This window comes from Methanocellales archaeon, from assembly GCA_028715985.1.
Taxonomy (GTDB): Archaea; Halobacteriota; UBA148; order UBA148; family UBA148; genus UBA148.
In genome coordinates this window covers 70,469-83,998 of the sequence record JAQUQR010000003.1, presented here as the reverse complement: position 1 = coordinate 83,998, position 13,530 = coordinate 70,469, and the positions used below count along the sequence as shown (strand labels likewise).

At 43.0% G+C, this 13,530-nt stretch carries 15 protein-coding genes and 1 tRNA gene; 7 read left to right on the top strand and 9 right to left on the bottom strand.

The genetic code is table 11. The features are described from left to right. Nucleotides 1-399 (bottom strand): DUF2073 domain-containing protein, encoded by a 399-nt coding sequence (locus PHI74_04290; GenBank protein ID MDD5485229.1) that lies wholly within the window; start codon nucleotides 397-399, stop codon nucleotides 1-3. Nucleotides 400-403: 4 nt separating this feature from the next. After that, nucleotides 404-1,039 carry an Era-like GTP-binding protein gene (locus PHI74_04285; GenBank protein MDD5485228.1) on the bottom strand — a complete coding sequence of 212 codons (636 nt, stop codon included), beginning with the start codon at nucleotides 1,037-1,039 and terminating at the stop codon, nucleotides 404-406. A 168-nt stretch (nucleotides 1,040-1,207) separates the two neighbouring features. On the opposite strand from PHI74_04285, the gene PHI74_04280 reads away from it, so the two are divergent. The 3 genes from PHI74_04280 to PHI74_04270 are packed head-to-tail and all read left to right on the top strand — an operon-like array spanning nucleotide 1,208 to nucleotide 3,442. Beyond that, the gene (locus PHI74_04280) at nucleotides 1,208-1,759 is read left to right on the top strand and encodes a CBS domain-containing protein (GenBank protein MDD5485227.1); all 552 of its coding nucleotides are present in this window, start codon (nucleotides 1,208-1,210) and stop codon (nucleotides 1,757-1,759) included. Nucleotides 1,760-1,790: 31 nt separating this feature from the next. Further along, nucleotides 1,791-2,543 carry a CBS domain-containing protein gene (locus PHI74_04275; GenBank protein ID MDD5485226.1) on the top strand — a complete coding sequence of 251 codons (753 nt, stop codon included), beginning with the start codon at nucleotides 1,791-1,793 and terminating at the stop codon, nucleotides 2,541-2,543. Further along, the gene (locus PHI74_04270) at nucleotides 2,540-3,442 is read left to right on the top strand and encodes a CBS domain-containing protein (protein MDD5485225.1); all 903 of its coding nucleotides are present in this window, start codon (nucleotides 2,540-2,542) and stop codon (nucleotides 3,440-3,442) included. The genes PHI74_04275 and PHI74_04270 overlap by 4 nt, the downstream gene beginning before the upstream one ends. A 184-nt stretch (nucleotides 3,443-3,626) precedes the next feature. On the opposite strand, the gene PHI74_04265 is transcribed toward PHI74_04270, so the two are convergent. From PHI74_04265 to PHI74_04255, 3 genes are all read right to left on the bottom strand, one after another. Continuing rightward, nucleotides 3,627-4,844 (bottom strand): DUF5677 domain-containing protein, encoded by a 1,218-nt coding sequence (locus PHI74_04265; protein MDD5485224.1) that lies wholly within the window; start codon nucleotides 4,842-4,844, stop codon nucleotides 3,627-3,629. A 256-nt stretch (nucleotides 4,845-5,100) separates the two neighbouring features. Further along, the gene (locus tag PHI74_04260) at nucleotides 5,101-6,243 is read right to left on the bottom strand and encodes an aminotransferase class I/II-fold pyridoxal phosphate-dependent enzyme (protein ID MDD5485223.1); all 1,143 of its coding nucleotides are present in this window, start codon (nucleotides 6,241-6,243) and stop codon (nucleotides 5,101-5,103) included. Beyond that, nucleotides 6,240-6,719: an Lrp/AsnC family transcriptional regulator gene (locus PHI74_04255; protein ID MDD5485222.1), complete on the bottom strand. Its 480-nt coding sequence runs from the start codon at nucleotides 6,717-6,719 to the stop codon at nucleotides 6,240-6,242. Before PHI74_04255 ends, PHI74_04260 begins: the two co-directional genes overlap by 4 nt. A 100-nt stretch (nucleotides 6,720-6,819) precedes the next feature. Between PHI74_04255 and PHI74_04250 the strand changes: the two genes are divergently transcribed. From PHI74_04250 to PHI74_04235, 4 genes are all read left to right on the top strand, one after another. Next, nucleotides 6,820-8,064 carry a phosphoglycerate kinase gene (locus PHI74_04250; GenBank protein ID MDD5485221.1) on the top strand — a complete coding sequence of 415 codons (1,245 nt, stop codon included), beginning with the start codon at nucleotides 6,820-6,822 and terminating at the stop codon, nucleotides 8,062-8,064. A gap of 51 nt (nucleotides 8,065-8,115) precedes the next feature. Continuing rightward, nucleotides 8,116-8,205, top strand: a tRNA-Thr gene (locus tag PHI74_04245). Nucleotides 8,206-8,221: 16 nt separating this feature from the next. Then, a complete protein-coding gene (locus PHI74_04240) occupies nucleotides 8,222-8,497 on the top strand; it encodes a hypothetical protein (protein ID MDD5485220.1) in 276 nt (91 codons plus the stop codon). 295 nt (nucleotides 8,498-8,792) lie between these two features. Beyond that, nucleotides 8,793-9,575 (top strand): serine protease, encoded by a 783-nt coding sequence (locus tag PHI74_04235; GenBank protein MDD5485219.1) that lies wholly within the window; start codon nucleotides 8,793-8,795, stop codon nucleotides 9,573-9,575. Between the two features lie 447 nt (nucleotides 9,576-10,022). On the opposite strand, the gene argF is transcribed toward PHI74_04235, so the two are convergent. The 4 genes from argF to PHI74_04215 all read right to left on the bottom strand — a co-directional run bounded on the left by argF (nucleotide 10,023) and on the right by PHI74_04215 (nucleotide 13,477). Continuing rightward, nucleotides 10,023-10,916, bottom strand: coding sequence for an ornithine carbamoyltransferase (gene argF, locus PHI74_04230; GenBank protein ID MDD5485218.1), 894 nt, complete (start codon nucleotides 10,914-10,916; stop codon nucleotides 10,023-10,025). Between the two features lie 5 nt (nucleotides 10,917-10,921). Further along, complete coding sequence (locus tag PHI74_04225; GenBank protein ID MDD5485217.1) at nucleotides 10,922-12,295, bottom strand: hypothetical protein; 1,374 nt, start codon at nucleotides 12,293-12,295, stop codon at nucleotides 10,922-10,924. A gap of 6 nt (nucleotides 12,296-12,301) precedes the next feature. Next, nucleotides 12,302-12,823, bottom strand: a complete 522-nt coding sequence (gene pyrE, locus PHI74_04220) for an orotate phosphoribosyltransferase (protein ID MDD5485216.1) — start codon at nucleotides 12,821-12,823, stop codon at nucleotides 12,302-12,304. 135 nt (nucleotides 12,824-12,958) lie between these two features. After that, nucleotides 12,959-13,477: a CDP-2,3-bis-(O-geranylgeranyl)-sn-glycerol synthase gene (locus tag PHI74_04215; protein MDD5485215.1), complete on the bottom strand. Its 519-nt coding sequence runs from the start codon at nucleotides 13,475-13,477 to the stop codon at nucleotides 12,959-12,961. Nucleotides 13,478-13,530: the final 53 nt, after the last annotated feature.

Sequence of the window (13,530 nt, the reverse complement as noted above, 5' to 3'; positions counted from 1 at the left end):
CTACCTCTGCGATCGCACAGAAACCATTGCGCTGATAAAACCATGATCTCTTCGCAACGTCTTCAGCTGATCCGCAGGTCCTACGACTGTCAATCGGGTCTCTATAACTTTTTTACCAAGCAACCTATCAAGAAAAGAGGATTTTTGTCTGCTAGGATAGCTTTCTATTTCGATGCCGACGAAGTTATCTGGTGTGATCTTAGCCATGGTTATTTCGATTAACTTTGCTTCCTCTTCTGGCGTTAAACCTCTCTCAAGAATGACGATGTTGCCTTTCCTAACCCCCTCCAGAATGAGGTTTATCTTTTCCATGGAGGTCATGGCTGAGGTAAAGTCTTCAGATATCATGTCTATCTGAACCCCTTGCACCTTAGTCTTTCCTTTAGTCTTCTTCGCCATCTTATCACCCAAAGTGGTTAGCTATTGCTTCATAGAGTTTATCTATGTTTAGCCCTTCCAGAGCAGAAATCGGAATTACAGGATGCTGGGGGAATGCGCTCTTTATCCTAGCTGGTGAGGCTTCCTTTAGGTCTATCTTATTTGCAACAATTAACAGGGGCAATTCTCGGGCTTCCATATTGCCTACAACGGTAACATTTACCTGTGTGAATGGGTCCTCTGTGGCATCCATGATCAACAAAATTCCATCCAGATCGTCCAACCATTTGATGGCTTCAATAACGCCTTCTGTCGCCTCTTTTGCGCGACGCTTAGCCTCCTTTTCCTCCAGCCCAAATTCCATAAAATCGTGAAAATCAACCTTCGTCGCCAAGCCAGGTGTGTCCACAATGTCCAAAGTCACAGTAGCCCCATTAGCATTGATTACCACGCCCTCTCTTTTCCTGGCGCGACGAGTCTCATGAGGGATCTCTGATACAGAGCCCATCACGTCCCCACTCCAGTCCCGGACGATCCTGTTCGCCAAAGTGGTTTTTCCAGCACTTGGTGGGCCATATATACCTATGCGCGTCGCCTTCTTTTTGAATATCTTTTTGAGCCATGTCGGCAGAATGCGCCTGATCCCTTTTATTATACCCATCTCATCCCCTCTTGTATATGATTATATTATATATAAACCATACATAAAAACCTACAGTATGCTCCACATATCATATATATTTCTATTTATTTGATGTGGTCGTGACCCTTTTATATTTATAAACCATACCATACATACATATATTATCTATCGTGGTGGCGTGTTGAAATGGAGACAAAAATGTCAGTGCGGGAAATCATGACAAGGGAGGTGATTACTGCTGAGAAGGATACGAAGGCATCAGAAGCAGGAGAGAAAATGATAAAACAAAATGTTGGTAGCCTGATCGTGACTGAGAAGGGGGATCCCATAGGTGTCGTGACCGAACGAGACCTTGTGCTAAAAATAATCTCAAAGGACGTGAAGCCTAGTTCTATGACTCTGAAAGACATAATGACTCAACCGCTGATCACCATTGAACCCGACGAAAGCATTAGTGAAGCAGCACGAAAAATGGTCAGATTAAACATAAGACGCCTGCCAGTCATCGAAAATGGAAAACTGGTTGGTATCGTCACCGATACAGACATGATTGCAGTTTCTTCTGAGCTTACCTATATCCTTTCAGACATCATCGAGATGAATCGTGAACACGTCTCATTTCAAGAAAGTAAAAAGTTAACACAAAGTATTTGCGAAAGATGTGGAGGTTTTTCGGCGTCTTTAGAGCTCGTAAATGGAACACTGGTCTGTGAGAGCTGTAAGGATAGTGGGTTTTAGTTTAGTAGTAGAGTAGGAGTGATTAAAAATCATGAAAGTCCAAAGCATAATGTCTAAGAATCCCGTATTTGTCAAAGATGATGAGTTCATGACCAGAGCGCGTCAATTGATCCGAGATTCGCACTTCAGGAGTTTGCCGGTAGTTGATAACGCTCGTAAAGTCACTGGAATTATCACGGAAGAGGAGGTTCTAAAAATTACATCCACCAAGTCAAATGTGACCGTCAAAGGATTTACCCGAGAGTGCCCGATAGTTACACCTTTATGTGACATAAGAGACGTCGCAATGACGATGGTAAACGTCAAGATGGGCGGACTGCCCGTAGTCAGGTCCTCACAAGACAGGGAATTGTTGGGGATGGTCAGCATGGTGGACATATTTAAAAATATAGATCTCGATAAGGTTCCTAACAAAGAGGTAAAGGAAATAATGACCTCCAAAGTCAAAGCTTTTTCCCTTAAAGACCCGGTATCAAAGGTATGGGCAAACATAATTGAGCTGGGATATTCTGGATTTCCTGTAATCAAAAGCAAGAGAGAGATCGTAGGTATGATCACTCGCCAAGACATAATCAGAGCTGGTTGTGCCAGGAGCGGTAAGGAGTCCCCCCCGGTAGAAAAGATGATGAGCACCCAGATATACTCGGTTGATCCCGATGCTACAATAAAAGAGGCTGCATTAATGATGATGAAACATGACATAGGCAGATTGCCGGTTGAAAAAAATGGCAAATTGGTTGGCATAGTCGATAGATACGACTTGACGGAAGCGGTGATACGATGAGAGGACGTGAGGGTTCCTCCCCATTTGATAGGGGGCCTGTAGAGTTCAAATCACGAGTTTCATCCCGCCCGGGAGATGTGATGATGATCGCATCCAAGGACGTGGTCACCGTTCCACCTACTATGACGATCATGGGGATCGTGAAAACGCTGGTAACCTACGGCTTTCGGAGAATACCCATCGCAGATGCCGGAACACGCCGACTCGTAGGAATCGTTACATCCATGGACCTGATCGATTTTTTTGGCGGAGGAGTACGACATAATCTGGTAGAGAATAAATACGGTGGAAATCTGCTCGCTGCCATAAATGCCGAGGCCAGAGAGATAATGGAAAGCGATGTGATAACACTGACAGAGGATAAATCCCTGAAGGATGCATTGAACACGATGATCAGGCATAAAACCGGCGGATTGCCCATTGTAAATCCTAAGAGCCAAATAGTTGGCATAATCTCTGAGCGCGACTTCTTGGGCCTGATCGCCGGGAAGAAGGCCGGGAAGTCAGTCAGTGAATACATGAGTAAAAGCGTGGTAACCGCACCTCCAAACATGTCTTTAAAGGAGGCTACCAAGGTCATGGTCAGTAACGTATTCAGGAGACTGCCGGTAGTCGTGGATAACATATTATTAGGGATGATAAATGCCACTGATGTCGTCAAGTTCCTCGGGGGCGGGGAGGTATTCAACGAACTAATCACCGGCCATGTAGACGAGGCTTTTAGCCTGCCGATCAAGACGCTTATGACCTCAGACGTCGTCACCATAGGGCCTGATGTCGACATCGGCATCGCAGCAGAGATGATGATGAAAAAAGAGGTGGGATCGCTGCCTGTCCTAAAGGAAGGGAAACTGGTGGGAATAATCACCGAAAGTGATTTCTTAAGGGCGCTGGCTTGAGTTAGGGCGCTAACCTATCGGTTTATGCGGAAACGATTTTGATTTCCTCTTCGGTTAGGCCATATAAATCATAAAACATCTGATCAATAGCTTTACCCTTCTTCCCAATGGACGTCAATTAACAGTTTAAGCTTTGAAATACTTAAACTAAAATCTCCTGAAACTTTCGAGTGTTCTTATAGTCTCAGCCAAATTTCGCATTTTTTCTTGGAAAAGGGCTTTCGTAAACTAAACCTGTTGTTCCTTCAATAGTGGACCGATGTAGATTTATTAATCGTTGTAAGGGATCTCTGTAATAAGGTATTTTCTCATCAGGTTTTATTCCTTTACGTTGATGAGATGCCTTTATTGTTTCATAATCCCATTCGTCGTACTTCCAATGCTTTTCAAAAATGAACCAAAAATAATCATAATATCTGTTGAGTTTGGCAAAATAATCTTCAAATTTGGCTAAATCTTTAATTTCATATCTATTCGCGAAATAGTCTACTAATGATCTAAGATAGTATTGGTTAATCTTTAACACATAAAGTAGACAGAGTTCAGATAAGTAGTGATCATAGAAATAAAGTTCGCTTAAATTATCAATTATTGAGACGGAATAAGATCCAATATTCCGTCGTCTTTGCCAAAAAATTTTGTGCAGTCCTTCGTTCGTTATGTGTGTAAAATTACTTAAAAAATTATAGTGGACTTGAGTAGCATTATCTTCTTCAACACTGATTAGGTTGTTAAGTTTTAATGCTTCGCGGACTTTATCAAACTTAATAAAATCTCGATAAAGTCTTTTGTAATGTTCGTGACTTTTCTGAGCTATATCTGGTAGATAGGTGCCATCTCTAATCGGCGGAATTCCATTAATAAAAGCTGATTGAGGATCGTATTCTATAAACACGAAGTAATAAACAGGGATGAGTTTACTTTTATTATCTACCCCAAATATGCCTTCGTAGGTTACAATAATTGATTTGTAATCGTTGCCCGATGGCTTTATATCTAGTATATGTAGTTTTTCACCTCTTGCTTGAGCCCCTTTAATATCTTCTACAAACTTATCGTAAATGTCTTTCTTATTTTTTTCTGTGCTTGTTTTTATCTTATATGAAATTTTATATTTTGTGCCCTTAAGCATGAGCAAAAATGTGAAATAACTCTCGAATACAGACCTAGTAAGTATAAATCCTTCTGTGTAATTTCCTTTTAAGGTTAAACATACAATAGAATGGAACATCTTTAATTGTTCATGAAATATATCAATAAGATCACTTTCATACGAATAAGAAACCTCTCCAAACCGAATCTTGGAAGATAACTTCTCAGATAATTCTAGACCGCTAAAAACGTCATCAAGGAGTTCTTTATGTTCTTCCTCGGTATTTACTCTAATTTGCTCGTTTCTCATTATAAATCTCCTTTATCCGATTAAAAGCACGTTCTGACGCCTCATCCTCTCTCCACTCACGATTTCGTTGTACAAGATTGTTCAAATAATGGTTAGAAAAAAGCTTGCTGTTCCGCATGAAACTCAGGCTTAACTGGACCGTTGATATACCTCAATTATCCGACACTATTCCTTGTATCCCCAACCCCTTAAATAAACCTCCTTGGATATAACTTGTCAAAAACTAACAATAAAAGCCACGAAATGAAAGCGCCCGCTATTTTAAAAACTCCCCAATCCTCTCCAGCGCCTCTTTTATTTCTTTTCGCGATACGGCATATGCACACCTAATAAAGCCTTCCCCGGAGTCTCCAAACACATCCCCAGGCACAACCGCCACTTTTTGCTCTTTGAGGAGCTTTTCCGCAAAAACCTCTGAGGTCATGCCAGTGCTCTCCACCGACGGGAAAGCGTAGAATGCGCCTTTCGGCTCAAAGCAGTCCAAGCCAAGATCGTTCAGTCCCTTGACGATCAGCCTTCTTCGCCTGTCATACTCCCTGACCATGGAAAGCATCTCCTCCCTGCAGTTTCTTAAGGCCTCGATGGCAGCCATCTGTGCCGTGATCGGAGCGCAGAGCATCGTATACTGATGAATTTTCAGCATTGCAGCTATGACTTCCGGGTTAGAAGCCGCATAGCCGAGCCGCCAACCGGTCATCGCATAGGCCTTGGAGAAACCGTTGAGCAAAATCGTTTTGTCATACATGCCATCCAGAGAGGAAAAGCAGGTATGGGTCCCATCGTATGTGAGCTTGTCATACACTTCATCAGATATCACAAATAGGTCATGATCCTTCACTATGTCCGCTATTCCTTCCAGGTCTTTCTTCCCCATTATTGCACCAGTCGGGTTGTTTGGGTAGGACAGGATTATTGCCTTTGTCTTTTTCGTTATTTTAGCCCCTATCTGCTCAGGAATTACCTTGAAATCATTGCACCTGTCTGTCGACACCATCACGGGTTTTCCGCCGGCAAGGATTACGCAGGGTTTGTAGGAGACATAGCAGGGCTCCACAATGATGACTTCGTCGCCGGGGTTTACTATTGCCCGTATCGCAAGATCGGAAGCTTCGCTTACACCTGTGGTCACGATAATCTGGTCCTCGGGGCTGTATTGTACTTCATAATCTGAAGCGATGCAGCGGGATATCTCGTTTCTCAGCTCAAGTAAGCCCCAGTTGGATGTGTAGGAGGTGTACCCTTTTTCCAAGGCATAGATACATGCCTCTCTGATGGACCAGGGAGTGACAAAATCAGGCTCGCCGACGCCCAATGAGATGATATCCTCCATCCCCAGGGTCATCTCAAAGTATTTCCGAATGCCAGATGGTGGGATGCGCTTTACCTTATCTGCGATCATGGTGTTATCGCCAACCTCTTGGATTCCTCTTTTTCTAATAAAATATCGCCATCTTGCTTGTAGGTTTTAAGTATGAAATGAGTGACGGTACCCTGCACCCGATCCAGTGGTGCCACCTTCTCGGCGATGAAGAATGCAACTTCCTTCATCGTCTTGCCTCTCACCAGCAAAGACAAATCGTGATCTCCAGAGACCAGACGGACTGAAACGACCTCTGGGAATCTTGCAATGCGTTCTGCTATGGAATCGTAGCCAACTTCTCGCTCAGAGGTGACCTTCACCTCTATGATGGCATAAACGTGTTCCGCCTCCACCTTGTCCCAGTCGATCACTGTTTTGTATTTCCTGATGATCCCCTTTTTCTCAGCCTCGGCGATCATCTCCCTGACTTTGTGCTCGGGAATTTTTGTTAGCGCAGCAATCTCGCCAGTACTTATCCTTGCATCATTCTCCAGTATTTCGAGTATTTCCTTCATAATATACTAAAATAAGTTCTTGATAGATATAACATTAATTAACCTTAAGCAAGCGAATGAATATTTATTATATCTTGAATGCTATCTGGAGTGTAGAGGGATGTACTTGGCAGATGTGAAAAGAGACTATCTTACCATGGATGACTTCAACCTATCTAACAAAACGGTTTTAGTCAGATTGGACTTGAATTCACCAATTGATCCCAGCACCGGGAGCATACTTAGCGAGGAAAAATTTTGGAGCCATGCAGATACATTGAAGAGATTAGAGAGGTCAAGGACCGTTTTGCTTTCACATCAAAGCAGGCCTGGGAAAAAGGACTTTACCACAATGGAGCCGCATGCAAAAATGCTCGGAGTGGTTTTGCGGCAAAAGGTAACCTACGTAGATGATATCTTTGGTGCCTGTGCTCAAAAAGCCATAGAAGATATGAAGGTTGGAGATATTCTTCTTCTGGAGAATGTGAGGTTCTACTCAGAAGAGAGAGTGGAAAGGAGTTCAGAAGAGCATGCCAAAACGCATCTTGTGAGAGGACTTGCGCCCCATTTCGATTTGTTCTTCAACGATGCATTTGCATCTGTTCATAGATCACATGCATCTCTAGTGGGATTTACAGAAGTGCTGCCGTCTGGAGCGGGCAAGTTGATGGAAAAAGAATTAGATGTGCTGAACAAGGTCCTCGCCTGTGCTGATCATCCGTGCATATTCGTGCTCGGTGGAGCGAAGGCACATGACACGCTCGATGTCATCGAAAACATCCTATCAAGGGATGGCGCTGACAAAATCTTTTTAACCGGCGTTGCAGCAAATATATTCCTAGCCGCATCAGGAGTGGATATAGGCGCTCCGAGCCTACAATACATCGAGAAAGAAGGATATTCGGATGAGATTCCCAAGGCAAAGATATTGCTTCAAAAGTTTGGAGATAGGATAGAGCTTCCCAAGGATGTGGCTCTGGGTAAAAATGGCGAACGAGTTGATGTCCCAATAGAGAAGTTACCTGCTGAATATCCAATCTGGGATATAGGGCTTGAGACTATTGTGAAATTCCAGGATGAAATCAAGGATGCAAAGATGGCAATCTTGCATGGTCCTGCAGGAGTGTTCGAGAAGGAGAATTTTGCCCTAGGAACATTGGAGATGATGAAAGCCATCACTAAAGCAGGGTTTTCTATCGTTGGGGGTGGGCATACAGGGGCTGCTGTGCAAAAGGCTGGGCTTGAAAGAAAAGTCACACATGTGAGCACTGGAGGAAATGCTTGCCTCAATGTGCTTGCAGGAAAGGAGTTGCCCGGAGTGATGGCACTAAAGAGTGCAGCAAAAAAATTTGGGTCCAAGCGGTAACGTTTATGCTGGATATCGCCAATAAAAATAAAAACAATAATTAAAGAGAGCGCCTCGGTGGCTCAGTCTGGCTAGAGCGAGTGACTTGTAACAAAATTGCAAGACATCACTAGGTCGCGAGTTCAAATCTCGCCCGGGGCTCTGGGGTTGTAATAAAATGGAGAGTGAAAAACATTTCACTGCCAAGGAAGCCAAGAGAGTCGGTGAAGCGTTAGGGATTGACTGGACCGAGTTCGATGTGGAGCAATTTAGAAGAGGGATGGACGTAGAACTGGAGCATGGATTGGTGGATCCAAAAACCAATGTCACTAACGATGATCCGATGATGACAGGGAAAATAGCACTTGCGCACCTAAACGAATTCTCGGATTACTACACCAGACTCGATGAGATGGAAGAAGAGGCAGAAGAATACTGGGCAGGTAAAAAATAAAATAAAAGAGTGCATGAGGGCTCAGCCAAATCTTCGGTTAGCTTGGCTTTTTATTTATTATCCTTTTGTATACCGTGGTTTGCCTTTACTTGCAGCCTTTGGTTATATGAGGAGGTAATCACTACCCCCAAAGGTTAAATTCTGATGGTCAAGCCGATGGTCAAATTAAAACAAGTTTAGTTTTAAACTAGGTAAGAATCTTTTATAAGGAGAGAATTTTGCATATAAATAGTTAAGCGCAATATTTTGGAGTCGAACACAAGGATTAATACGATAATAATCAATTTATTCAACTGTGATAACTAAGACTTTATCAAGAACTAAGAATTCTACTTATGCAGTTATTGCACCTAACCCCGATCCTAAAACCAAGGGATTCCCAACACCTATGGGAACTGGATTTTTCATTTCCTCTGAGGGATATTTTATTACTGCGAGACATGTAATTGAAAAGAGAAATCCAAAAGGAAATCCTATTATCACCACATCAGGATATTCTGAGTTATATGAAGGAAAAGATATTACGTTAACCAAATGCATCCCCCGAATTACGATTTATTTTATTGAAATCATAAAAGAGTGGCCCGAATTTGATTTAGTATTGTTAAAAGCGGATATTAATAAGAATAAAAAAGAAAAGGATGTTTTAGCGTCTGATGAACAAATTGAGTATTTAGATATTAATTTTAACATAATTAAAGAAGGGTCGAAGGTTTACAGTTTTGGTTATCCATTATCTAAAATTAAGATTGAAGGTAATTCTAACTCAATGTTTGGATTCCATTTCTATTCTCCACGGATTACCTCGATGATAATATCATCCCATTACGAAGTAATTGGCCCTATATTTGGAGGACGCCCTTTTCCAAAGCATTACGTCCTTGATAAAGCATTGAATTATGGGAGTAGTGGCAGTCCAGTGGTTGAGGAGGGAACTGGCTGCGTAATTTCTGTTTGCACAAAATTTCAACCAGTTTATATTCCACAACAAAACCTCAGCATTATGATACCATCTCTTTACGGTATTAGTATATCATTGAAAAACATTGAAAATGAATTAAGAAAATACATTAAATAATTAGATTCCAAAAACTCTTAACTCCTTTCAGTCATCAGCCCCTTCGAGATGTCGGGGGCGCTTAACAGTGACATACGGCTCGCTTCGCTCTACCCAAATCTTCTCACTAAGAAACCATGATTATTGATTCTTTGGAAAAAGAGTTAAAGCCTCAAAATCAAAATCAAGGTTTCGTTTAACGTTCAAGGACTTCGTATGTCCGCCGGGCGTTAAGCGAATGGTAAAAAGACGAATCATATGCCAAATAACTTAATCAACTGCAAGAATGTGGGATCACTTTTAATTGCAATACTTACGATCAACCTCAGTCTCACAGTATTTGCCCCATATTTTTTGCAGATATATCGTCATACTCGATAAGATATAGGTCAAAAAATTGTATGCTTGCTAATAAATAAAAGAGCACTGAGAATCTTCTCTGTTATCGCCCCGCCCCAATCCGATACTTCATCCCAAAAGCCTAACCAACAGCGCCTTCTGAGCATGCAACCTGTTTTCTGCCTGCGCAAATATGACCGAATGCGGATCGTCGATGATTTCTGGAGCTATCTCAGCTCCTCTATGGGCAGGCAGACAATGCATTACTATGACATCATCCTTTGCCATCTTTACAACATCCGCATTAATCTGAAATCCTTTAAAATCGAGCATTCTCTTCTTTTTCTGCGCCTCGTCGCCCATCGAAACCCAAACGTCCGTATATAGTATATCTGCATTCTTCGCCGCCTCCCGGACATCATGGGTTATTTTCGTATTTCCTCCCAGGATTCTCGACTTTTCCAAGATATCGGCATTGGGCTCATATCCTTTCGGACACGCCACTACGACCTTCATGCCAACCAGAGCGCCAGCCAAGATGGAGGAGTTGCATACGTTGTTGCCGTCTCCGATCCAGCCAAACTTCAGACCCGAAAATCCCCCCTTGAACTCACGGATCGTCAAAAGATCGGCGAGAGATTGGCAGGGGTGCTCCAATTCTGTCAAGCCATTGATAACCGGGACGCTCGAGCTTTTTGCCATTTTAAGAACCTTTGAATGCTCTGCACGAATCATTATTCCGTTTACGTAACTGGATAGCACGCGCGCAGTATCCTCCAGGCTCTCACCTCTTCCGAGCTGGATTTCCTGCCAGTTCAGGCATATTGCATGCCCACCCAGTTCGGTCATCGCAACCTCAAATGAGGCTCTTGTGCGAGTGGACGGCTTTTCAAAGAGCATGACCAGGCTCTTATTTCTCAGCAAATCGACTCCCTGCTTTCGCTTTCCCTTCATATCCTCTGCTTTGTCGAGAATATCCAGGATGTCCTCAGGCGACAGGTCTGCCATTGAAATGAAATTCATTTATTTTACCTCCTCAGTGAGTTCATATGTTCCACACTTTTAGCTATGTGCTCTTTTGATCCGATATCCCACCTGTTCCATAAGGGCCCATCGATGGCTGTGATGCCCTCTAGTGAAATATTTCTTGCAACATCAATATCATCAGCAATGCCCACGGTGCATACTGTTCTCGAGCCGAGTGCATAGGTTTCTTTTCCACGAATTTCCATAGAACCCGGATAAACCCGGATGGCGTCTCCATATTTCCTGCTAAGCTCATATGCTTTACTAAGATCGACCCTCGCATCACCGGAAAATCTCTTTCTATATCCCCCATAGGTCATCGGTACGGCATATGTGACAACACTCGCTTTTTTGGCGAAGTTTAGCCTGGCTAGATTGCCATCGAGGATGCTAAGACAAACATCAACGAAATCATCTTCCAGAACGGGGAGCAAATTTTGTATTTCCGGGTCTCCCGGGCGAGAATTGATTTCCAAAACTTTTACCCCGTCTGCGGCGCAGATATAGGCCATATATAGAGGTATGCCACGCAACTCGTTGCCTCCGTTGACCCTTAATTCTTGGAATATTTTTTTGCCGATTTCAAGCCCAGCTTCCCAGTCCTCTTGATCCATGAAAGGTAATATTCGCCCTGGAGCCTTATAGGAGCCCATACCACCGGTGTTTACGCCCCTATCGCCATCAAATGCCCTTTTATAATCCCTTACAGCCTCTGTTGGAACCAAGTGTTTTCCATCCGAAAAAAACTGCAAACTGAACTCCTCTCCCTCTATTTTTTCCTCTATTATCACAGGCCCATAATCGCATATGGATAGAAAGTGGTCGAATAACTCCTCGCGAGTTGAGAAATGATCCCCCCAAACCCCAACGCCCTTGCCTGTCGCTGGAGCGTCTGGCTTCACAGCCACCTGATTCCCCACTTCATCTAACCAAGAGTAAACGTCTTTCCTCAATTCACCCTTGCCGGGATAATCCTTCGTATCAAAGACCTTAAATCCGGGATTCGCCTCTGGGCAGCACTTTTCCAATAAATGGCGCTGTGAAACTTTACTTCCCTCAATGGCATATTCTTTCGTAGGGCAGATCATCGGAATCCGGGTTTCTTGCTCGATGATGTCCCTGATGCCTCCTATTATCTGACCTTCTGGCCCGACTATTCCGAAATCTATTTCATCCTCATGCTTTTTGGCGAATTCACATATTCTCTGCACATCCAGCCCGATATCATAATCGGCAGCCATTTCAACTATGAAGGGATTTTTCTGTTTATCCGCATCAAAAATAGTGACCTCATAGTTTTCACTCCTGCACAAGGAATCTGCGATAGCGGCCTCCCTTGAGCCGTAACTAACGAGTAAAACGCCAACCTTTTCCATCTAAAATCAACTCTGGTCCAACAATTCACTTGATTTGGCTATAGAGACCAAGGAGACCCCTATCGCCATCAAATTTTCTCTGGCCCCCTCCTCTCGATCAACAACTGCAAGGACGAAATACACGATTGCTCCATGGTCCCGTAACGTTTGTACCGCCCTGACCGCTTCAGAGCCGGTAGTGATAACATCCTCAACCACAATGACCGTCTCTCCTGGACATATCTCCCCTTCAATTAACTTCTTTGTGGCATATCCTTTCTTTTGCTTCCTAACGATCACATAGGGTAATTTGGTCTTGACGCTTGCCACTGCAACCAACGATATAGATCCAAGTTCGATCGCAGCAAGCTTTTTTGTGCCCGGCGGGATCAGACCCGAGATCTTATTGCCTATGGCTTCCAAACAATTGGGATCGGTTTCGAAAATGTATTTGTCGACATAATAACTGCTTTTTAAACCAGATGAGAGCGTAAAATCACCGAACTTAAGGGAGCTTTTCAATGCCTTTAGCAGTTCCCTATCGCTCATGTTTCCTCCCCACATCATCGCTTACGCAATCAGCGCACACAGACATCATGATATAAAAATGATCTGCACAAACGCTTTTGCCGCATACTATGCACATTCTGGTATTTGTCTCTTTTCCGCATATCTCACATCTCATTACCACGGCACATCCTTTTTACCTAATTTATATCCTATGATATTTGTAATCCTATGCAAGAATGGTGTCATGATCAATATAACGATTACGTGGTACGATGTGAAATTCTCCGAGAACCAGGGGTAAGCAAATAATATCAAAAATAACCAGGCACCAAGGACAAAATCCAGTTGATCCATTACTGGAACTTTCGACCCACTTTCAATATCTAGTCTTCTTTTGATGAAGCTCTTGCACAAGTCACCAAATAAAGCCCCAAATGTTAAACAAAACAACACAATCAAGGGAAATAAAACAAAACTCGGAAGCAATACGTTTTGTACGCTCCCGGTAAACATGCCAACAATGATTCCTCCGATCAATCCATTCCAGGTTTTGCCGTTCCCAAAAATTCTCTTGCCATCGAGAAAATTCTTCTCAAAGTCAATGGATTTTCCACCGCCAGTTAAAACTGCAAAGGCGTTTGCCACATATGCCGGTAACATTAACCAGACTGCAATCAATATTGTGCTGAACAAATCGACACCGAAAACGTTTTTTGTATAGGAACTGATAAACGTTATGAAGGTTT

Bases quoted from the DNA above. Each gene is read 5' to 3' on its own strand.
- PHI74_04250 (MDD5485221.1), top strand. From the start codon at position 6,820: ATGTACTTGGCAGATGTGAAAAGAGACTATCTTACCATGGATGACTTC.
- PHI74_04240 (MDD5485220.1), top strand. From the start codon at position 8,222: ATGGAGAGTGAAAAACATTTCACTGCCAAGGAAGCCAAGAGAGTCGGT.
- argF (MDD5485218.1), bottom strand. From the start codon at position 10,916: ATGAATTTCATTTCAATGGCAGACCTGTCGCCTGAGGACATCCTGGAT.
- PHI74_04285 (MDD5485228.1), bottom strand. From the start codon at position 1,039: ATGGGTATAATAAAAGGGATCAGGCGCATTCTGCCGACATGGCTCAAA.
- PHI74_04290 (MDD5485229.1), bottom strand. From the start codon at position 399: ATGGCGAAGAAGACTAAAGGAAAGACTAAGGTGCAAGGGGTTCAGATA.
- PHI74_04270 (MDD5485225.1), top strand. From the start codon at position 2,540: ATGAGAGGACGTGAGGGTTCCTCCCCATTTGATAGGGGGCCTGTAGAG.
- PHI74_04225 (MDD5485217.1), bottom strand. From the start codon at position 12,295: ATGGAAAAGGTTGGCGTTTTACTCGTTAGTTACGGCTCAAGGGAGGCC.
- PHI74_04280 (MDD5485227.1), top strand. From the start codon at position 1,208: ATGGAGACAAAAATGTCAGTGCGGGAAATCATGACAAGGGAGGTGATT.
- PHI74_04260 (MDD5485223.1), bottom strand. From the start codon at position 6,243: ATGATCGCAGATAAGGTAAAGCGCATCCCACCATCTGGCATTCGGAAA.
- PHI74_04275 (MDD5485226.1), top strand. From the start codon at position 1,791: ATGAAAGTCCAAAGCATAATGTCTAAGAATCCCGTATTTGTCAAAGAT.
- pyrE (MDD5485216.1), bottom strand. From the start codon at position 12,823: ATGAGCGATAGGGAACTGCTAAAGGCATTGAAAAGCTCCCTTAAGTTC.
- PHI74_04265 (MDD5485224.1), bottom strand. From the start codon at position 4,844: ATGAGAAACGAGCAAATTAGAGTAAATACCGAGGAAGAACATAAAGAA.
- PHI74_04255 (MDD5485222.1), bottom strand. From the start codon at position 6,719: ATGAAGGAAATACTCGAAATACTGGAGAATGATGCAAGGATAAGTACT.